The organism is Streptomyces sp. PA03-1a, from assembly GCF_033792805.1.
In the GTDB taxonomy this organism is placed as follows: domain Bacteria; phylum Actinomycetota; class Actinomycetes; order Streptomycetales; family Streptomycetaceae; genus Actinacidiphila.
Window position 1 is genome coordinate 1 of sequence record NZ_JARAVO010000184.1, and the last position, 20,075, is coordinate 20,075.

Genomic DNA, 20,075 nt, shown 5'->3' on the forward strand with positions numbered 1-20,075 from the left:
CCTCCACCCCCACATGGAGGACGTACAGCACCACGAAGCCCAGCAGCACCGGCGTGACCAGCCGCCCCCGCGCCCCAGGCCGGGCGGCGGGCGCGGGCCCGGGAGGCTGTGTCCGCACCCCGCGCGTGCACAGCGCGAGGGCGCCCGCGAGGACGGCGCATCCGGCGAACACGGACGCATAGCGGTCCGGACCCAGCGCGCCGAGCAGGGCGGGCCCGGCGACCGCGCCGATCCCGAAGTGGGCGTTGAGGACGTTGAGCATCGCCGCGCCGCGGTCCCCGAAACCCACCGCGAACAGCTGGTTGAGGCCGTAGTCGATGCCGCCGAAGCCGAGCCCCGTCAGCAGCGCCGCGCCCAGCGCGAACGGCCAGTCCGGCGCGAGCGCGAAGGCCCCGCTGCCCGCCGCCATCAGCGTGTACGCCACCGTCAGCAGCCTGCGGTCGCCGATCCGGCCGCGCACCGCGTCGAAGACGAGCACCCCCGCGACGCCGCCGACGAAGTGCGCGCTCAGCCCCAGTCCGGCCATGGACGGGGACAGCCCGTGCTCCTGCCGCAGGGCGGGCAGCGCGGGACCGTACAGCGCCTGGAGGGCGCCGATGAGCACGAACCCGGCGCAGGACGCCACCACCGCGGGCCGGCTGAAGGGCCGCGCCGCGGGCGTGGTCTCCCGCAGGACGGCGGTCACCGGCCGTCCGCGAGGGTGGTGAAGGTGAAGCCGAACGAGGCCTCGGCGGCCGCCAGCCGGTAGCGGGGCAGCACTCCGGGCCCGCAGGACTGGCTGCCGATGCCGTGCAGGGCGTGGTCGAGGTTGACCCACAGGATGTTCCCCGGCACCAGGTCGCAGGTGTGCGCGGCGGCGTCCAGTTCCTCGCCCGTCCAGCGACGGGCGGTGAACCAGAAGGGCGGGCCGCCCTCGATCGCCACTCCCGTCCCGTCCTCCCGGCGCAGCCGCACCCGGCGCACGTCGGCGCGCGCCCCGTTCTCCTGCGGACGGACGTACGGGGTCTGCAGCGCGTCGACCGTCGCCGTGTGGAGCCCGATCCGGGACGCGGCCCGCGTGTCGGGGTAGGCCTCGCCGGGGCCGCCTCCGTACCACTCGGCCCGGGTCAGCGTGCCGCACAGCCCGAGGCGGACGCCGAGCCGGGGCAGCGGCAGTGTCCACCGCCCCTCGGGGGCCACGTCCACCGTCAGGTGCAACCGGTCGCCGTCGGCGGTCCACCGGTAGACCGTGCGCAGCCCGAAGGAGGCGGCGGCGGGGGCGACCCGCGTGGTGACGGTGAGCGCGTCGTCCTCGGCCTCGACGCCGTCCACCCGGTGCCGCATCCGGTGCAGTCCGGCCTCCCGCCACAGCAGGCCGAAGCGCGGGTCGGACTGCCAGGGGGCGCCGAGGTCGTTGTCCGTCGGGGCCCGCCACACGTCCAGCCGGGGGCCGGCGAGGGCGAAGCCGTCGAGCAGCCGCAGTTCGCCGCCGGCCGCGTCGAAGGTGCCCGGGCCCAGCAGCACCACACCGCCCTCGGCGTGCCGGGGGCGGTGCGGGCGCCCGGGTTCGGGGGCCGTCCGCCGGCCGCCCGGGCGTTCCGCGGCGGGCCACTGGCCCCACGCCACCTCGTGACCGGCCGCCGCCCACGGGGTGTCCCGCGCCAGGACCGCCCGCACCAGCCAGAACGCCTCCCCGGACGTTTCCGCCGCCGCAGGCTCCGGCAGCTTCAGCTCCGTCGTGCCGCCCGCGGCCAGCGGCGGCACCTCCAGGTCACCCTCGGCGACGGCCACCCCGTCGGCCTCGTACGACCAGGTGAAGCGCAGGTGCGAAAGATCCGCGACGTCATGGCGGTTGGTGATGCGGACCGTGCCCCCGAGCGGGTCGCCCTCGATCCGCACCGGCTCGATCACCTTCTTGTACTCGACCAGGCCGGGCGAGGGCGTCCGGTCCGGGAAGAGCAGCCCGTCGCAGACGAAGTTGCCGTCGTGCAGCTCCTCGCCGAAGTCGCCGCCGTAGGCGAACCAGCGCCTCCCGTCGGGGGTGCGGCGTGCGATGCCGTGGTCGATCCACTCCCAGACGAAACCGCCCTGCAGCCGCTCGTGGGTCTCGAACAGCCGCTGGTACTCGCCCAGTCCGCCCGGTCCGTTGCCCATGGCGTGCGCGTACTCGCACAGCAGGAAGGGCATCGCGCGCCGTCTGGCGTCGAGCGCGGGATCGTCCAGCGGCGCCTCCTCACGCCTGCCGATCCGCTCGACCTCGGCGTGCCCGGCGTACATGCGGGAGTACAGGTCCGTGTCGGCACAGGTCGGATCGCCCTCGTAGTGGAGGGGCCGGTCCGGGTCCCGGTCGCGGATCCACCGCGCCATGGAGGTCAGGCCGCGGCCGGTGCCGCACTCGTTGCCCAGCGACCAGACGAGCACGCTGGGGTGGTTCTTGTCGCGCTCGACCATGCGGGCGGCACGGTCCAGCAGCGCCGGGGTCCAGCGGTCGTCGTCGTCGACGGGGTTGCCCTCCCAGCCGGTCACGGCGAAGCCGTGGGTCTCCAGGTCGCACTCGTCGACGACCCACAGGCCCAGTTCGTCGCACAGGTCGAGGAAGGCGGGGTGCGGCGGGTAGTGGCTGGTGCGCACGGCGTTGATGTTGTGACGCCTCATCAGCAGCAGGTCCTCGCGCATGGTGGCGATCTCCAGCGCGCGGCCGTGCTCGGGGTGGAACTCGTGGCGGTTGACCCCGCGGAACAGGATCCGGCGGCCGTTGACCTTCAGCACCCCGTCCTCGACCGCGACCGTACGGAAGCCGACGCGGAACGGGACGCGCTCGCCCGGGCCGGTGAGGACGGCCTCGTACAGCCGCGGGACCTCGGCGCTCCACGGCTCGGCGGGCACGGTGACCGGCTCGCCCGCCGCGACGTCGACGCCCAGCTCCGGCACGGTGACCCGGCCGCCGGACGGCGCGTCCACGCGCAGGGTGCCCTCGCCGGTGGCGTGGTCCCAGGCGGCGTGCACGAAGAAGTCGGCGACACAGCCGGCGGGCCGGTGCAGCAGCGTGACGTCCCGGAAGACGCCGGGCAGCCACCACATGTCCTGGTCCTCCAGGTAACTGGCCGAGGACCACTGGTGGACGCGGACCGCGAGCACGTTCCCCTTCGGCCGCAGCAGGTGCCCGACGGGGTACTCGGCGGGCAGCCTGCTCCCCTTGAAGACCCCCACCTCACGGCCGTTGAGCCAGATCCGGGCACAGGACTCGATGCCCTCGAAGCGCAGCACGGTCTCGCCGCCGGCGGGCCAGTCGTCCGGCAGCGCGAAGGTGTGCCGGTGGTCGCCGGTCGGGTTCTCGGTGGGGACCCGGGGCGGGTCGACGGGGAAGGGGTAGCGGACGTTGGTGTAGGCGGGCGCGCCGTGGCCGCCCAGCACCCAGTGGCCGGGGATGGCGAGGATGTCCCAGCGCGAGGCGTCGAAGTCCGGCCGGGCGAAGGAGGTGTCCTCGGCCCCGGCGGTCGGCGAGAGCCGGAACCACCACATGCCGCCCAGGTTCAGCCGGGCCGCGTCGGAGGCGGGCACCCAGGCCCGGGGCGGCAGGGCGCCGTGGCCGGGGGAGAAGTCCTCGTAGTAGGGGAGTTCCGGCCGCGCGGCCGGGGAGCCGAACGGGTGCGCGGGCATGGTCATACGACTCCTCGGTCGGCCCTCGATGCCGGTCTGCCGTTCGCTGCGGTGTGCCGCCGGTGCGCGCGGGTGCGGTCGGCGCGGCGCTCCCCGGAGGTAGGTGGCGGAAGGGCGCGCGGTGGGGACGGCGACCCGCCGCCCGCGGTTGTCGCGCGGGCGTTGCCGGGCCCGCGCGGCCCGGCGCGGGCGGCCGCGCGGAGGGCACGCGACGTCCGCTCCACCCCCGGGTCCCCCTCCCGTGCCGCCGCCGACGGGAACACACGCTAGGCGCCGGGCGGGAGCCGGACAAGCGCTTCACGCACACCCCCGCCGGACGTCACGGCGCCGGGGACGGGCCGCCCGCGATCCGGCGGGCCAGCGCCGCGACGTCCACCGGGCGCGAGGTGTCCACCCGGTGCACGCTGCCCAGGCCCAGCGGCTCGGCCATCTCGGTCCAGAACCGCCACTCCTCCTCCGGGAAGCGCGCGCCCTCGGTGTGCACCGGGTGCCGCGCGGGCGCCCGCTCCCGGAACCTGCGGCGCGCGGTGTCGGGCGGCACGGCGCACCACACCTCGTGCACCTCGGACGCGCCCGCCCGCGTCAGGCCCGCGGCCACCACGGGACGCATGTGCGCCAGCCACGGGCTCTCCAGCACCGCCCCGACCGGTGCGTCGGCCAGCAGCGTCCACAACGTCTCGCCCGCCGCGGCCCCGAGGCAGCGGCTCCACTCCCGCCCGCCGCCCTGCGCCGGGCGCAGTGCGGCCAGCGCGTCGGCCAGGGTCTCCTTCACGGAGTCCTTGCTGAACAGCGGGAGCTCCAGTTCGCGGGCGAGCATCCGGGCGAGGGTCGTCTTCCCCGCTCCGGGCAGTCCGTTGACCAACACAGCTAACATGCCGCGACCTTAACGACGCCGCGGGCGGCGGTGGAGTACGCCGCCCCGCCGCCCGCGCGCCACGGGGTGCCTCGTGGGCGGGCGGTGCCTCACGAGTGGGCGCCGGCCGGATCCTCCGTGACGTCGATGCCCGTGAACCGGGCCCAGTTGCGTCCGATCTCGCTCCAGCCCGCCACCGGTCCGCCGCCCAGACGGCCCGTGAACAGCGGGCGCAGGTCCGTGTCGCGTTCTGCCCAGGCCGCCGAGAACTGGCTGCGGGTGACCCGGAGACTGGTGTTGAGCTGGACGACGGCCGCCCGCGCACAGTCCTCGCGCCATTCGTCGTCCGTCCAGGCTGCGGAGCCGACGGGGGGCCGCGCCGCCAGTGCCAGGCTGAGGAAGCAGGCGGCGTTGTAGTTGACGAGGTATCCGGCGGCGGCCCGGTTCGAACCGCGGTGCCTGGGCGCGGAACCGGCGATGCCCGCCCGGCGGTGGGCGTCCCCACCCGTGTGGTCCGCGCCCGTGTGGTGGTCGGCGTAGAGCAGACGGCGCAGCCCCCAGTCGGGCCCGCCCCACAGCCGGCCCCACCGCGCCCAGCCCCCGGTGACCTCCCTCGCCACGTCGCGGAACGCCGTCCGCAGCTCCCGCGGACCGGGGGAGACGTTCTCGCGCAGCACCTCGGCGGCGCTGGCGATCCGCACCGCCGCGCGGAAGGAGCGGCGGCGGGTGCGCAGGGCGGGACGGGGCCGCTCCATGGCCCACCACTGCCGCCAGTAGCGGCGTTCGCCGAGGTTGCGGCGGCCGGGGAGCCAGGTGCGGGCGTACCGGCGCAGGATGGCGCGCCGCGACAGCCGCCCGAGCAGCAGCCGCAGGTGCTCCCGTGAACGGGGTTCGCGGCGCCTCGCCCGCTCGTCCCTGTGCGCCGGGTGGCGGCTCTCCTCGGCGCGGGCGATGCGCGGGTCGGCGAGGATCTTGACGGTGCAGTAGCAGGCGACGCGTTCGTACAGCTCCCGGTCGGCCTCGCGCCTGCCGCCGTCCGCCGCGCCGGGCTCCGGCGCGCGGCCCTGCATGATGGCCGCGGCCACCACCGTGTTCTTCGGCACGTACAGGATCCGCACCGAGAAGCGGGTCGGCTGATCGCCCGTCGTCAGGCAGTGCAGCATCACGGGGTACGCCCGCGGACGGAAGAACGCGAGCCGCTTGATCACGTCCACCCAGCCGTGCGGGGAGGAGGCGGTCTCCGGCGCCGGATCGGGCCCGATGGTCGTGCCGCTGCCGGGGGTCAGGACGTTCGGGCCGAGCGCGTCGGCGGCCATGTGCTCCGTGATGTACGCGGCCAGTTCGGCCGTGGCCGCGGACTCGTGGCCGTGGTCGGGGCCGCCCGGGCCGGCGCCGTTGCCGCGGTGGCCGTTGCCGTGGCCGCCGAGCAGTCCGCGGTCCTCGCACACCACCACGGGCAGCAGTCGGTTGCCGCGGTGGCGGCGCAGCAGCCCCGACCCCAGCCGTACCAGGCCGATGAACACGGCGACCGCGAAGATGCCGAGCACCCACACGGCGGTGCCCCCGGACTGCTCCCAGAACCCCTGGGGCCACGGGCCGCCGTCCCCGGCGGCCGCGGGCGCGGCGAAGACCGTCCCCATGGCACATCCCCCTTGTGTGCTCTTGTGGTGATCCCCGCAACCGGAGATCACCAAGCCCGTGCGGGGATGGCGAATCGTCACACCGTCAACTCCCGTGCGTGCGGGGGGTGTCGTGCGACGCATGGGGGCGGATCGCACCGAGGGGGGATCGGTCAGGCGGGCGGGGCGACCAGCGTGCAGGACTGCCCGGCCCGGCGCAGGGCCCGGGCGACGAACCCGTCCGCCTTCAGCTCCTCGACGACCTCGCGGAGGAAGGCGACCGACTCCGGCAGCCGGTCCACCGTCGTGCCGACGGCCTGCCGGATCTGCATGAACGCGCCCTCGACGAGGCGGAGGTCGGGGTGCTGCGCGACGTATCCGGCCATCGGCTGCCCGATCCCGGCCGCGACCTCCAGGCCCTCGGCGCGGAAGACGTCCACGCCTTCGTCGCCGCGGACGACGGTGGCGTGGCGCAGCGTGCGCGACAGGAAGAGGTCGTAGGCGGAACCGCGCTTCACGCCGATCCGGACACCCGCGCGGTCCACCTCGTCCACCGCGCCGACCTGCGAGTCGCGGGGCACGGCGAACACCCCCTCGATCACCACGTACGGCGCGGTGAAGGCGACCTCCGCCTCCCGGGCGGGCTCGACCGCGAGGAAGCAGATGTCGGCCCGGCCCGACGCCATGGCCTCGAACGACTTGCGTGCCGCGTCGAAGCAGACCGGTTCCACCGGCACGTCCAGCCGGGCGCCCACCTCGCGCGCGATGTCGACGGTGACTCCGCCGGGGGACTGCGCGGTGCCGTGCGCCAGCACCGGGTTGCCCAGGTTGATCGACGCCCGCAGGACGCCCGTCGGCGCCAGGTCCCTCACGACGGCGGCAGTCACGGTGCTCATGGTGCGGAGTGTAGGCCCGCCCTCGCCGGCGGTCCGGCACGGCCCCCGCCGACGTCCGCCTCCGCCTCGTTCCGGTTGCGGCCCGGCGCCTTGTCAACAAGGTGACGGGGGCGTTGTCGGTGGCCTCGCCTAGTGTTCCGGTCACTTGATCACGGCGTTGCAGGGAGGCACGCATGGGGTGGGTCACGGCGGGCGACTACGAAGTCGCCCTCCACGAAGGGAAGGTCGTGTGCCGCAACGCGGCCGGCCGCCGGCTGAAGTCGGTGCCGGCCAAGCTGGCGGACGACCCGGCGGTGACGGGACTGCGGCAGCTCGCCGAATGGCTGGAACGGCACGAACGCCGGTGCCTGGCCGACGTCGAGCGCTGGATGGTGCGTTCGCTGCCCGTGCCCCTCGCCGTGATCGGCCGCGTGTGGCCCGACCCGGCGTGGCGGGCGGCCCTGCGCGACCTCGTCGTCACCGGGGAGGACGGTCAGGTCGCCGGCTTCCTGCGGGACGCCGACACCGAGCGCGGACTCGGCCTGGTCGACCTCGACGGCGACACCGTGCGCATCGCCCCGGACATGGTCCGCATCCCGCACCCCGTGCTCCTCGACGACCTGGAGGAGCTGCGGGAGTTCGCCGTCGAGCTGGGCGTGGAGCAGACGGCGCAGCAGCTCTTCCGCGAGGTGTGGCGGCGGCCCGCCGGGCTCGACCCCGAGGGCACGCTCGTCGAGGAGTACGCGGGCGGCACCTTCAAGGAGCTGCGCTTCCTGCACGGCCGCGCCACCTCGCTGGGCTACCGCGTGCGCGGCGGGCACAGCGTCTGCCCCGTTCTGGAGGACGGCCGCGCCGTCGAGGCCCGCATCTGGATCGGCGACTACGACGGCTGGAGCGAGACCGAGACCGGATCCCTGTCCTGGACCGACACCGCCGGGAAGACCCTGACCTTCGCCCGGGTCGGCGCCGTCGCCTGGTCGGAAGGCATGCGCATGGCGGCCGCGCTCTACGCGGGACGCGACATCGAGGACGAGGAGCAGGCGGCATGACCACGTACGACCCCACCACCACGGCCGCGCTGCTCGACGCGGGCGCCGTGCTGCCGCCCGGCACGAGCACCCGCGAGGACGCCGACACGCTCACCGTCCGCACCTACACCCACCCCGTGCTGGACGACCGCCGCGTCGTCCGCCTCGTGCCCGGCACCCTCGGTGAGGCCGAGGACCTGGCCCTTGACTTCCTCGGCCTGACCCGCGAGGACGAGGCCCCCGAGGTCGGCCAGGTCCGTCGGGAGACCCTCGGGTTCCCCGCCTGGGCCCTGGTCAACGACCCGGCCAACGGCCACCACGCGCTCGCCCTGGTCAAGGACGTCGAGCGGCTCGCCCGGATGGCCAAGTCCCGCGCCGGCGCCGCCAAGGACGGCTTCGACGCGCTCGCCGAGCGTCTGGGCCGCGCGGTACCGCACTTCCTGCCCACCTTCCACGAGCAGGCGGCGCGCGTCTTCCTCCAGCACGAGAACACCACGTACGCCGCCGCCTTCTTCGGCAAGGCCCGTGCCGCCGAGCGCGTCCACGGCCTCACCGTCGACGAGGACCGCCAGCGCGCCGTCTTCCTGGAGTTCGCCTTCGCCGGCGCCCTCACCGTCAAGGCCCTCAAGGAGCACGTCAAGGACCTCGCACGGCGGCTGGACCCCGCCGAGGCCTGGCGGCAGTTCCGGCAGCTGACGGTGGAGCGCTGCGCCGCCGGGATGCCCCCGTACGCGTCCCTGCCGCAGGACGCCCGCAGCCTGATCAAGGCAGCGGGCCTCGACCGGGTCACCGAGGAGTGCGCCCTCGTCGCCGACCTCGTCGCCTCGCCCGCCGTCGTCCGTGCCCCCGGTTCCTTCTGGACCGCCTACCGCGCCACCCTGGCCGTCCTCGCCGAGCGCGAACCGGCCGTCCGGGCACGGCTGCTGGAGATCATGCCGGCCGGACTCGGCCGCGACGCCGAGGGCGACGAGTTCTGGCTCGCCCTGCTCGTCGAGACCGGTGCCGACACCCTGCTCACCGGCGAGGCGGGGGAGGCCTCGCGGGCCGTCGACGCGGCCGACTGGCTCAGCCGCTGGGCGAGCCACCGCAAGCACGGCTCCAGCGCCCCCGAACGCTCCGCGGCCACCCTCGACCTCGTCAGCCGCATGGCGCCCCGGCTGCGGGCCGACGGCAGGCCCGTCGACCTCTTCACGGGCCGCTGGCACCACGGCGCCGAACTCGACCTGCTCGACCTGTGCGCCGCCGAGCGTGTGCCGCTGACCGTCCCCGCCGAGGACGTGACCGTGCACCTGCCGCTCCACCGCTGGCTGGAGACCGCCGACCCGGCCCGCCGCGACCTCGTCGCCACCGGTGCCGACCCGCGCTTGCGCCGCCTGCTGCACAAGGCCGTCGGCAGCCTCGGCGAGGACCGCGGACTGGCCGGCGTGCTGGAAGCCCTGGCAGGCCACCCGGTGCTCGGCGACGTCCTGCACGCATGGCTGGAGGAGGCCGCCGCGCAGTTCACCCGTGCCACGGGCCTGCCCGCCGCCCGCAGCGCCATCAGCCGGCTGCGCCCGTTCCGTTCCGTCGCGGCCCGGGTCAACCCGCAGGCCGTGGCCCGGGTCGCCGCGCAGGAGATCGCGCCGCTGCTCGGCCGGACGCTGCGCGAGGGCATCCTCGACGAACTGGGCTGGCCCGCACTCGACGAGGGCCTGCGCCTGCTCGACGCCGCGGTCGCCAAGAACAGGGACCACGCCCTGGCCGTCGCCGAGGCCTGGCCCGCGCTGATCCTCGCCCGCGGGGACAAGGCCGTCGTCGTCGGGCCCGACAAGGTGCTGCTCGACCACGACCTGCGCATCCCCGTCGAACTCGACCGCTGGAACCGCCCCCACTTCCGCTGGGCCGACGGTGAACTCCTCGTCATGTGGCGGCAGGACGACAAGCAGCTCGGCTACTGGTCCGCCCGGCCCGCCGAGGTGTTCACCCTCGGCGGCGAACAGCTCCCGCACTGGTGGCACGGCCACATCGCCGCCCCGTCCATCCCGCTGCCCGGCGGCGGCCGCGCCACCGGCGGCCGCACCCTGCACGCCGGAGACACCGTGCTGCCGGCCGGCCGCCCCGTCCTCGGCGACGGCACCGCGCTCTGGCGCCAGGGCAAGCAGGGCCGCCACGAGGTGTGGATGGAGTACGACCCGGCCTCCGGCACCCACGGGCGTGCCTCGCTGCCCGCCTTCCTCCGCTCCGGCATCCTCGACGGCGCACGGCTCAGCCAGGAGGACTGCGAGGTCCTGCCGCTGCAACCCGGGCTCGAGCGGAGCCCCTTCGGCACCGACGGCACCGTCCTCGGCCGCTGGGTCCGCGTCGAGGGCGAGGGCGGCGGGTCCCGCACCGTCGCGGGCACCCCGGACGGCCGTACCGTCGCCCTCCCCACCCGTAAGCAGGGGTGGGCACGCCGCGTACCGCTCGGCGCACTGCGGCTGCCCGGCGGGGCCGAGCCCGTCGTCGCGCTCACCCACCAGAAGGTGTCGCTGTACGCGGCGGGCGACGTCACCTGCGACGACGAGCTGGGCAGCGTGACGCTCACCGAGCAGGGCGGCGAGTTCGCCGCCGGCACCCGCTACGTACCGCCGCGCGCGTACTGGCACGCCCTGCGCCCCCGCGACGAGGGGGCCTCGGCGGTGCTGCGCGCCCTCACCGACGAGCAGGCGGCCGAAACGCTGCGCGCCGCCGCCCACGCCCTGGCGGAGCATCAGGCCGAGGTGAACAGGACGAAGAAGTACACCGGTCCGTCCGCGGAGACCGTCGCGCGGGCCGCCGTCGCCGCCGCCCTGCCGGCCCTCGCGGACGAGCGGCTGATCATCGGCGTCACCGCCCTCGTCCGGGGCACGCTGCGCCACGCCGAGTCCGTCGCCTCCTTCGTCGCCCCGCCCACCGACAAGCCGCGGCAGTCGCTCCCGCGCACCCAGGGCATGTTCGCCGACCACAAGCCGCCGCACGGTGACGACGGCACGCTGCGCACCGCCCTGGACGGCATCGCGGGCCGGAGCGGTCACTGGTGGAGCAGCAGCCCTCAGTGGAGTGCCCTGCAGCAGATCCGGGCGGTCAACCACGTCCTGTCCGGCAAGGCGGCAGAGGGCAAGCCGCTGCCCGACCGGGCGGAACTGGGTGACCCGGTCGACGGCTGGCACAGCGACGAACACACCGTCCCCGGCATGGGCTTGGGGTGGCTGCCCGCCCTGTCCGCGCTGCGGCCGCTGGCCTACCGGGCGGCGTCGCCCGCCATCACGCAGGCCGCACGCGAGGCCCTCCTGCTGCTCTTCGACGCGATCACCGAGGGCCCGCTGGCGGTGCCCGGGAGCGGACTCCGCGAGATCGTCCTCGTGGAGAAGCACGGGAAGCAGCGGCGCGCCGGCCAGGTCCTGCGCAAGGACGGGCGCACCGTCGTGATCCTGGGCTGCCAGAGCGTCGACGGCGACCGCGACCGCGTCCACTGGCTCGCTCTCGACCACGATCCCACCGGCGCGTTCGGCACCGTCGCCCACTTCACCCTGGAGGACGAGACGGACCGTACGCCGGTCTTCCCCGCCGAGCGGCTCACCGCCGTCAGCCGCCTCATCCGCGACAAGGGCCCCGCGCCCTGGCGCCCCGACGCCCCTGCCGCGCTCGCGGCGGCGACCCGCGGCGGCCTCGGTCCCGTCCAGGCGACCCTGCTGATCGCCGGGCGGCCGCAGGAGCCGGACGCCGAAGCCCTCGCCCGCATCGACCTGAAAGCACGCCAGAAGGGCCTCGGCGAGGGCCTGCTGAGCTCCCTCTCCGAGGACGACCACGCGGCCGTCCTCGGGGCCCTGCTGCCCGACGACCCCGCCGACCTGTGGGGCAGCGGCCCCGACACCGCCGCCGCCGGCCGCGTGTGGGGGCAGCGCCTCGGCTCCGTCGTCCGCCTGCCGGAGGACGTCGCCGCCGAACTCGCCGGAGTCACCACCGCGTCCGCCGAGGCCGTGCTCAACCCCGCACTGACGCCCTGGCTGAGCCGCACCACCGTGCAACGCCCCGACAAGGACGGCAACCTCGTCCCCGCCGACCCCTCGGCCCTGCCCGGCCGGCACGACATCACCGGTGCCGTCGCCGTGCTCGCCGGGCTCGCCTACGGACTGCCGTGCGGGCATCCGCTGCGCGCCGCCCTCCCCGAGGGCCTGGCGGCGCTGCGGCGGCGGATCGCCGACCCGGGGCTGCTGGTCGACCTCGACATCGCCTGGACGGAGAAGGGCGGCCCCACCGCCGTCCGGATCCGCACGGCGTACGGGCTGCCCGCAGCCGGCGGCGCCGACGCCCACGGCCTGACCCACGCGGGCGACGCGCTCGTGCTCCGGCCCTGGTACGGCGACACCGAGACGGTGCTCGTCCGCCCGGCCGGGCTGACCGGTTCCGAGGACCCCGTCCTCGGCCTCGTCGAGGGCCTCGTCGGCCTCCGGGGCGGCGGCATCCAGGCGCTGCGCGCCGTGCTCGGCGACGACCTCGCCCGCGCCGTCGCGGCGGGCGGTGGGCCCGGCGCACCCGCCGGTCACGCCCAGGACCCCACGGTCTCCGTGCCCGCCCTGGTCGCCGAGGTCGCCGCGGCCCACGGCCTGGGCGAGGACGCCGCCGCGCTCTACCTCCAGTTGCTCGCCCTGCCCGACCCCACGGACCGCAACTGCGCCCGCTGGACGGACTGGAAGCCCGCCCGGATGAAGAAGGCCCGCGCCGAGCTGGCCGCGACCGGCCTCGTCGTCGAGGCCAAACGTCCCCGAGCCGGCCGCACCCTCTTCCTGCCCTGCGGCTGGCGCGACCTCAAGGCGCCCGCCCTTCCCGTGGAGACCTGGAAGGAAGGCCTCTACCCGGTCCGCGACCACGCCCGCGTCGTGCCGCTGCTGCCCGTGCCCGAGCTGTTCGCCCGCGCCTGGGAACGCGTCCGCGCCGGCGACGCCCCCGGCTTCGAAGAACTCACCACCCGTGCCACCCGGAAGGGCCGCCGCCGATGACCACCACCGCCCCCGTCCCCGTCGCGCGGCAGATCACCCCGCCCGAGGACCGGTACGCCACCGAACTCGCCTTCCTCGCCGCCCACGACGGCGGACCACGTCCGCCCGCCTGGCGGCTCACCCCGCGTGCCGTCGTCACCTTCGTGATGGGCAGCGACGGCCAGGCCCTGCGCCTGCCCGACGACGCCGAGGTCCCCGAGGGCGTACCGCGCCGCCTCGTCGTCGAGGGGAAGTTCGTCGGCGACCGCGCCCTGGTGGAGCGGTGCGTCGTCACCCTCGCCGGGGAACGCGGCCTGCTCCTCGTCGGCGAGCCCGGCACCGCCAAGTCGATGCTCTCCGAGCTGCTGTCGGCCGCGATCTGCGGCACCAGCGGGCTCGTCGTCCAGGGCACCGCCGGCACCACCGAGGACCAGCTCAAGTACGGCTGGAACTACGCCCTGCTGCTCGCCCAGGGCCCCAGCCGGCAGGCGCTCGTCCCCTCACCCGTGCTCACCGCCATGTCGCGCGGCGCCATCGCCCGCGTCGAGGAGGTCACCCGCTGCCTGCCCGAGGTGCAGGACTCCCTGGTCTCCCTGCTCTCCGAACGCCGCATCGCCGTCCCCGAACTCGCGGGCGGCGACGACGCCCTGGCGCACGCGGCGCCCGGCTTCAACCTGATCGCCACCGCCAACCTCCGCGACAAGGGCGTCTCCGAGATGTCCGCCGCCCTCAAACGGCGCTTCAACTTCGAGACCGTCGGACCCATCGGCGACCTCGACGCCGAGACGGCGCTCGTGCGCAGCCAGTCCCGCGCCGCCGTCGAACGGGCCGGTGCCCCCTACGAGGTCGACGACGCCGTCCTGGAAGCCCTCGTCACCGCCTTCCGCGACCTGCGCGAGGGCCGTTCCGCCGAAGGCTGGGAGGTCGAACGGCCCTCCACGGTCATGAGCACCGCGGAGGCCGTCGCGGTCGCCGGCGCGCTCGGCCTGGCCGCGGCGTACTTCCCCGGTGACCGGGACGTGCTCGGCCTGCTGCCCGGCCACCTCCTCGGCGTCGTGCGCAAGGACGACCCGGCCGACGCCGCCCGGCTGCTCGGCTACTGGGACGGCCCCGTGCGGCGCCGCGCCGAGCAGGGCTCCCCGACCTGGCGCACCCTGTGGGAGCTGCGCGCCGTCCTGGAAGGCTGAGCCCGTGTCCCTCACCCCGGACGAGGCCGTCACGGTCCTCACCGACCCGGCGGCGCCCTACCTCGTCGGCGTACGGCACCACGCCCCGTCGCTGGCGGCCGCGCTGCCCGCCCTGCTCGACGGGGCGAAGCCCGACGTGCTACTCGTCGAACTCCCCGGCGAGATGCAGGAGTGGCTGCCCTGGCTCGCGCACGAGGACACCCGGGCCCCCGTCGCCCTCGCCGCCGCCCCCGGCGACGGGGGCGGCGGTCCCGCCTTCTACCCCTTCGCCGACTTCTCGCCCGAACTCGCCGCCGTCCGCTGGGCGGCGCGGCGCGGCGTTCCCGTCGTCGCCTGCGACCTGCCGCTCGCCGACCGCGCCTGGGACGCCGGACGCACGACGGCCGCGCCGGGCGACTCCGGTCCCGGGCTGCAGGGGGCCCTGCACGCCCGCCTCACCGGCCGCCCCGGCGACGACCTGTGGGACCGCCTCGTCGAGGCCGCCGCCCCGGGCTCACCGCCCGAAGCGCTGCGCCGTGCCGCCCTCCTGACGGGATGGGCGCTGCGCCGGGACGCCGCCGAGGGCGCGGGGGTCCCCGTACTCGACCTGCGCCGCGAGCAGTGGATGCGGGCCCGCATCGCCGAGGCCACCGCGGACGGCCGCCGCGCGGCCGTCGTCGTCGGTGCCTTCCACGCGTCCGCCCTGGTCCCGGCCGACGCGTGGCCGGAGGGCACCGCCCCCGTGGAAGGCCCGGACGTACCGCCGGCACCCGGGGGCGGCACGACCTGGACGACCTCCCTGATCCCCTACGCGTACCCGCTGCTGGACGAACGCTCCGGCTATCCGGCGGGCATCCGCGACCCCGAGTGGCAGCACATGGTGCTGGAGGCGGCCGGCGACCCCGCCGCGCTCGACGAGGCGCTCACCCGCGCCGCCGTCCGCATCTGCGCCGAACTGCGCGCCCAGGGCCACCCGTCGGGCCCGGCCGACGCGCGCGAGATCAGCCGGCTCGCCGGTGACCTCTCCCGGCTGCGCGGGCTGCCCGCGGCCGGCCGCGGGGAGCTCGTGGAGGCGGTGCAGACCGTGCTCGCCCAGGGCGAGCCGTACGGCCGCGGACGGGCCGTGGCGCGCGCCATGGAACGGGTGCTGGTCGGCACCCGCGGCGGACGCCCCGCACCGGACGCGCCCCGCAGCGGCCTGGCCCCCGCCGTCGAGGCGGAACTGGCCGCACTGGGCCTGCCCGCCCCCGGTCCGGACTCCGGTGCCCCGGCCGAGGCGCGGGACCTGCGCCTGGATCCGCTGCGCTCCGAGCTCGACCGCCGCCGCGAACTCCTGCTGCGCAGGCTGTCGGTGTGCGGCGTGCCCTACGCCGAGCCGAAGGACGTCACGGGCGCGGCCGGCACCGAGGGCCTCACCACCCGCTGGGAGGTCCGCTGGACACCCGCCACCGCGGCCATGCTCACCGCGGCCGGGGTCCGTGGCGTCACCGCCGCCCAGGCCGCCGAGGGCGTGCTGCGCGAACGCCGCCGCCAGGAGACGGACGAGGGTGGCCCCACCGCGGCGCAGACCCTCGCCGGACTGGCCCGGGCCGCGGAGTGCGGGCTACCCGGGCTCGCCGGGGAACGTCTCGCCGAGACCGCCGACGTGCTCCCCGCCTCCGGCACCCTCCCCGAACTCCTCGCGGGACTCGCCCTGCTGGACCGCGTCCGGGCCGGCCACATCGCCGGCCTCGGCGCCGACGAGGCCCGCACCGCCCGCGCGACCGCCGTCGCCGAGCTGCTCACCGCGGCGGCGGTCCGTCAGGTCGACGGCCTGACCGGGTCCGAGGACCCCGCCGACGCACACGCGCTGCTCGAACTCGCCCACCGCGCGGACCTCCTGGGCGGCGTCCGGCTCACCGACGCCCTCGCGCGGCTCGCCGCGGACGGCTCCCCGCTGATGCGCGGGGCGGCAGGTGCCGTCCGGGTCCTCCTCGGCCACGAGGCGCCCGAGACCCTCGGCGCCCGCGTCGCCTCCTGGGTCGACGCCGCGGGCGACCCCGACTCCCGCGCCGCCCTCACCGCCCGGCTGACCGGGCTGCTGACGGCGGCCGGCCCGTTGCTCGAGGCGGCCGCCCCCGCCCTGGAACCCCTGCTCGACCGCGTCCGCGACCTGCCCGACCAGGCCTTCCTGCCACGGCTCCCGGCCCTGCGCGGCGGCTTCGACACCCTCAGCCCGGCCGCCCGCGACCGTCTCCTCGCGGCCGTCGAGGAACGCCTGGACGCCGACGACATCGCCGACACCGCGGGCGTCGACCCCGTCGCCCTCGCGACCTGGACCCGCGCCGACCTCGCCGCCCGCGCGACCCTGTCCCGGCTCGGCCTGCTCTCGCACGAGACGCCCGAGGCGGCCCCAACGGCCGACAGCGCTTCGAGCCCCACCGGCCCGGCGGCAACGGTGTTCCCGGCAGGCCCCGCCGCCACGGCGTCGCCGGATGCACCGCACGGTGCCACCACCCCCGACGCGGCCGTTCGCGACGATGGTTTGGTCGCGGGCCCGGATTCGTCCGCCGGCCGTGCTGCAGGCACCACGCCCGTACGGTCCGCCGACGCGGCGTCGCCGGGCACGCAGCAGCCCGCCACCGCCCCCGGCGCACCGGGCGAAGCCCCCGCCGCCGCGGCCCGCACCCTCGCGCCCGCCGACCGGTGGCGCCTCGTGCTGGGCCGGCGAGGCGACCGGCTGCCGCCTTCCGCCGGGGCCCTGGCCACCGCGCTGGACGAGCTGTACGGCAACGGCCGGGGCGAGGGCAGCCGCGGCGACCTCGGCGGGCACGGCGGGGCCGGCAGAGCCGGCGGTGGCCGTGGTGGCCGCGAGGCGCCCTACCCCGGGGTGCGCGAGTGGTCAGAGGAGCTGGCGGCGCTGTTCGGGCCCGGTATCCGCGAGGAGGTGCTGGCGGCCGCCGCCGCGTCCGGCCGCAAGGACGTGGTGGCCGAACTCGACCCCGACAGCGTGCGCCCCTCCGTGGACCTGCTGCGCACCGTCCTGCGGCACGCGGGCGGACTGCCGGAGGCCCGGCTGGCCGCGCTGCGCCCCCTCGTACGGCGCCTGGTCGAGGCCCTCACCCGGCAACTCGCCACACGGCTGCGCCCGGCGCTGCACGGGACCGCGCTCCCGCGCCCCAGCCGGCGCCCCGGGGGCGGCCTCGACCTGGCCCGTACGCTGCGCGCCAACCTGGCCACCGCACGCCGCGGTCCCGACGGCACCGTCCAGGTGATCCCGGAGCGGCCGGTGTTCCGCGCCCGGGCCCAGCGGGCCGCGGACTGGCGGCTGATCCTGGTGACGGACGTGTCGGGGTCCATGGAGGCCTCCACGATCTGGGCCGCGCTCACCGCCTCCGTCCTGGCCGGGGTGCCCACCCTGTCCACGCACTTCCTCGCGTTCTCCACCGAGGTCATCGACCTCACCGACCACGTGGCGGACCCGCTCTCCCTCCTCCTGGAGGTGAGCGTCGGCGGGGGCACCCACATCGCCGCCGGGCTCCGGCACGCCCGCGAACTGGTGACCGTGCCCTCGCGCACCCTCGTCGTGGTCGTCAGCGACTTCGAGGAGGGGTATCCGCTCGGCGGCCTCCTGGCCGAGGTCCGCGCCCTGGTCGGCGCCGGCTGTCACGTCCTGGGCTGCGCCAGCCTGGACGACGCCGGGCGCCCCCGTTACTCCACGGGCGTCGCCGGACAACTCGTCGCCGCGGGCATGCCCGTCGCCGCCCTCAGCCCCCTCGAACTCGCCCGCTGGGTAGGGGAGAAGATCACATGAGCCAGCAACTCCCCCCGGTCGCACCGGCCGTGACCGCGGAACTCGTCGGGGCGCTTCCGCCCCGGCTGCGCAAGCGCCTCGACGCCGGCGTGGCCAAGCTCGCGGCCCGCCCGGTCGTCGTCGACGGCGACGCCGTGCGGATCGCCGTGGACGACGACACCGACCTGGAACTGCACGCCCCCGGGGGCACGGTGACCCGGGCGGAGGACGTGCGCTGCGGCTGCCTGCTCGCTCCCGACTGCCTGCACCGCGCCGCGGCCGCCTCGGCCGCACCCGTCGCCGAGGCAACGGCGCCGACCGCCGAAGGAGCCCCATCCCAGGCCCTCGGGGAGGCGGGGCCCGAGCCCGAGAACGCCACCCCGCAGCAACACGCCGCCGCCGACGCCCTGCGCGCCGCGGGCGCCGCCGTCCTCGACGCGGGCATCGACGGCTCCGGCGCCGTCGTCCAGGCTGAACTGCTGCGGGCCGCGCACTCGGCCCGGCTGAGCGGGCTGCCGCGCGCAGCCGCGGCGGCCGTGTCCGTCGTCACCCGGCTGCGCGCCGCCCGCGCCGCCGACCCCGGGCACCGCCTCGCCGACCTGGTCGCCGCGCTGCGCGAACTCCTCGGCACCGCCCACCGGGTCCCGTACGCCACCGGTCCCGAACTGGCCGCCGTGCGCGGCACCGCGCGACAGCCGTACACCCCGGACGGCTCGCTGCGGCTGTACGGCCTGTTCTCCGAGCCCGTCCTCACCGCGAGCGGCTACGCGGGCGCCGTCACCTGGACGGCGGACGCCGACGGCCGCCTCTACACCGTCTCCGACGTCGCGCCCGGCGGCCCCGGCCGCGCCACGGGCGCCGCCGACCGGGCCGTGCGCATCGGCGACACCGCCCTCAGCCACCGCGAACTGTCCCGCGCGGGCCTCGCCGTGTCCGGAGCGACGGTCTCGCCTACCGGCAGGCTCGGCGCGGGAGCCGCCGTCCGCGCCGTACGGGCCCCCGGCGCCGCCTGGACGGCCGAACCTCTGGACCGCCTGTGGCGGGTGCCCGTCGCCGAACAGGCCGTGCGCGCCCTCACCACCGGAGACGGCCTGCTCTTCCTCGACGTCACCCTCATCGGCACCGTCCGCGAGGCCGGCGGCGCCTGCCTGCTCGCCGAATGCGACGGCCTGACGCTCCGGCTCGCCGCCGCGCTCGACCATCCCGCGCTGCCCCACCGCGACAACCTGCGGCTGCTCGCGGGCGTGCCGGGCACCCCTCTGCGCGTCATCGCCCGGCTCGACCCGGCCCCGCACCCGCGCGCGCTGCTGCTGGCCACCAGTCATCCCGCCGACCCCGAGGCCCGCGTGGACACCGGCCTCGACCGCCTGCAGCGCGCCGACCTCCCCGCGGTCCAACCCCCGGTCCCACTCCCGCTCCCGCCGTCCGCGGCTCCCGACGAGGCCCCCGTCCACCTGCTGCTCCGCCGCGTCCACCAGGCCGCCTCCGGCGGCCGCCGTGTGCTCGCCCTCCCCACGAACTCCGCCTCCGACGCCCGGCGCCTGCGCCGCGCCGCCCTTCCGACCGCCGCGGACCTCCTGCAAGACCTCGACCGCGCAGCGGCCGACCGCGGCCGCGACCCCTTCGGCCGCCTCCTGCCCGCCGACACCGACCGCTTCGCCCTCGCCTGGCTCGCCGCCGCCGTCTACGCAGACGAACTCTCCCGCGCCCTGTGCGCCGCCACCTGGAGCGCGGATCCGTCAGCTGATCCGTCCGCCGCGGCGGTGTCGCCCGCCGGGGCGGCGGGCGGCCCGGTGTAGCGGTTCAGCCGCGGAGGAAGCGGTGTGCCGGCGGTCAGCCTGACGCCGACCATGCGGGAGGTGTGCACGGCTGCTCGTCGCCGGGCCCGGTGCCGGGGGCGAAGACGCACCCGCTCCATGTGCAGCGCACCCGGGCACCGGCGCGCGCCGCATCGAGCAGCCGCGGCGTCCTCGGCCGCCTCCACCGGGTCTGCTCCACGACCACGAGCGGCACGGCATCCAGCAGTTGCCTGCTCCGCCAGGCGCTCCGCCCCGTCACGGACCGCAGCGCCCGGACGACGTCCAGCTTCCGGTCCGCGTCCCCGGCCCCGGTCAGCAGCACGCTGTACCCCGGCTCCTCCACCGTCC

General features: G+C 76.6%; 11 protein-coding genes. 5 read left to right on the forward strand and 6 right to left on the reverse strand.

Annotation, left to right across the window (positions count from 1 at the left end):
* The 5 genes from PV341_RS32395 to PV341_RS32415 all read right to left on the reverse strand — a co-directional run.
* Window positions 1-685: MFS transporter (locus PV341_RS32395; RefSeq protein WP_500359702.1), on the reverse strand; the 685-nt coding region annotated here is incomplete at its 3' end.
* On the reverse strand, window positions 682-3,645 hold the full coding sequence (locus tag PV341_RS32400; protein WP_500359703.1) for a glycoside hydrolase family 2 TIM barrel-domain containing protein: 2,964 nt from the start codon (window positions 3,643-3,645) through the stop codon (window positions 682-684). The genes PV341_RS32395 and PV341_RS32400, both read right to left, overlap by 4 nt.
* A gap of 313 nt (window positions 3,646-3,958) precedes the next feature.
* Entirely contained in the window at window positions 3,959-4,513 is a 555-nt protein-coding gene (locus PV341_RS32405) for a P-loop nucleotide/nucleoside kinase family protein (RefSeq protein ID WP_500323912.1), read from the reverse strand.
* An 89-nt stretch (window positions 4,514-4,602) separates the two neighbouring features.
* Window positions 4,603-6,132 (reverse strand): hypothetical protein, encoded by a 1,530-nt coding sequence (locus PV341_RS32410; RefSeq protein WP_500359705.1) that lies wholly within the window; start codon window positions 6,130-6,132, stop codon window positions 4,603-4,605.
* 152 nt (window positions 6,133-6,284) lie between these two features.
* Window positions 6,285-7,007, reverse strand: a complete 723-nt coding sequence (locus PV341_RS32415; protein WP_500359706.1) for a transporter substrate-binding domain-containing protein — start codon at window positions 7,005-7,007, stop codon at window positions 6,285-6,287.
* Between the two features lie 173 nt (window positions 7,008-7,180).
* Here PV341_RS32415 and PV341_RS32420 point away from each other — a divergent pair, with 173 nt between their 5' ends.
* From PV341_RS32420 to PV341_RS32440, 5 genes are read left to right on the forward strand one after another with little or no spacing between them, the layout of a single operon-like run.
* On the forward strand, window positions 7,181-8,035 hold the full coding sequence (locus tag PV341_RS32420) for a DUF4132 domain-containing protein (protein WP_500359707.1): 855 nt from the start codon (window positions 7,181-7,183) through the stop codon (window positions 8,033-8,035).
* Window positions 8,032-13,011, forward strand: a complete 4,980-nt coding sequence (locus PV341_RS32425) for a hypothetical protein (RefSeq protein WP_500359708.1) — start codon at window positions 8,032-8,034, stop codon at window positions 13,009-13,011. Before PV341_RS32420 ends, PV341_RS32425 begins: the two co-directional genes overlap by 4 nt.
* Window positions 13,008-14,177 (forward strand): ATP-binding protein, encoded by a 1,170-nt coding sequence (locus PV341_RS32430; protein WP_500323917.1) that lies wholly within the window; start codon window positions 13,008-13,010, stop codon window positions 14,175-14,177. The genes PV341_RS32425 and PV341_RS32430 overlap by 4 nt, the downstream gene beginning before the upstream one ends.
* Before the next feature lie 4 nt (window positions 14,178-14,181).
* Window positions 14,182-17,949 carry a vWA domain-containing protein gene (locus PV341_RS32435; RefSeq protein WP_500323918.1) on the forward strand — a complete coding sequence of 1,256 codons (3,768 nt, stop codon included), beginning with the start codon at window positions 14,182-14,184 and terminating at the stop codon, window positions 17,947-17,949.
* Window positions 17,946-19,727: a hypothetical protein gene (locus PV341_RS32440; protein WP_500323919.1), complete on the forward strand. Its 1,782-nt coding sequence runs from the start codon at window positions 17,946-17,948 to the stop codon at window positions 19,725-19,727. Before PV341_RS32435 ends, PV341_RS32440 begins: the two co-directional genes overlap by 4 nt.
* Window positions 19,728-19,761: 34 nt before the next feature.
* Here PV341_RS32440 and PV341_RS32445 read toward each other — a convergent pair.
* The coding region (locus tag PV341_RS32445; protein WP_500359709.1) for a hypothetical protein at window positions 19,762-20,075 on the reverse strand (314 nt) is incomplete at its 5' end.

Coding starts and splice junctions, on each gene's coding strand:
- PV341_RS32405 (WP_500323912.1), bottom strand. CDS start 4,513: ATGTTAGCTGTGTTGGTCAACGGACTGCCCGGAGCGGGGAAGACGACC.
- PV341_RS32400 (WP_500359703.1), bottom strand. CDS start 3,645: ATGACCATGCCCGCGCACCCGTTCGGCTCCCCGGCCGCGCGGCCGGAA.
- PV341_RS32440 (WP_500323919.1), top strand. CDS start 17,946: ATGAGCCAGCAACTCCCCCCGGTCGCACCGGCCGTGACCGCGGAACTC.
- PV341_RS32410 (WP_500359705.1), bottom strand. CDS start 6,132: ATGGGGACGGTCTTCGCCGCGCCCGCGGCCGCCGGGGACGGCGGCCCG.
- PV341_RS32425 (WP_500359708.1), top strand. CDS start 8,032: ATGACCACGTACGACCCCACCACCACGGCCGCGCTGCTCGACGCGGGC.
- PV341_RS32430 (WP_500323917.1), top strand. CDS start 13,008: ATGACCACCACCGCCCCCGTCCCCGTCGCGCGGCAGATCACCCCGCCC.
- PV341_RS32420 (WP_500359707.1), top strand. CDS start 7,181: ATGGGGTGGGTCACGGCGGGCGACTACGAAGTCGCCCTCCACGAAGGG.
- PV341_RS32415 (WP_500359706.1), bottom strand. CDS start 7,007: ATGAGCACCGTGACTGCCGCCGTCGTGAGGGACCTGGCGCCGACGGGC.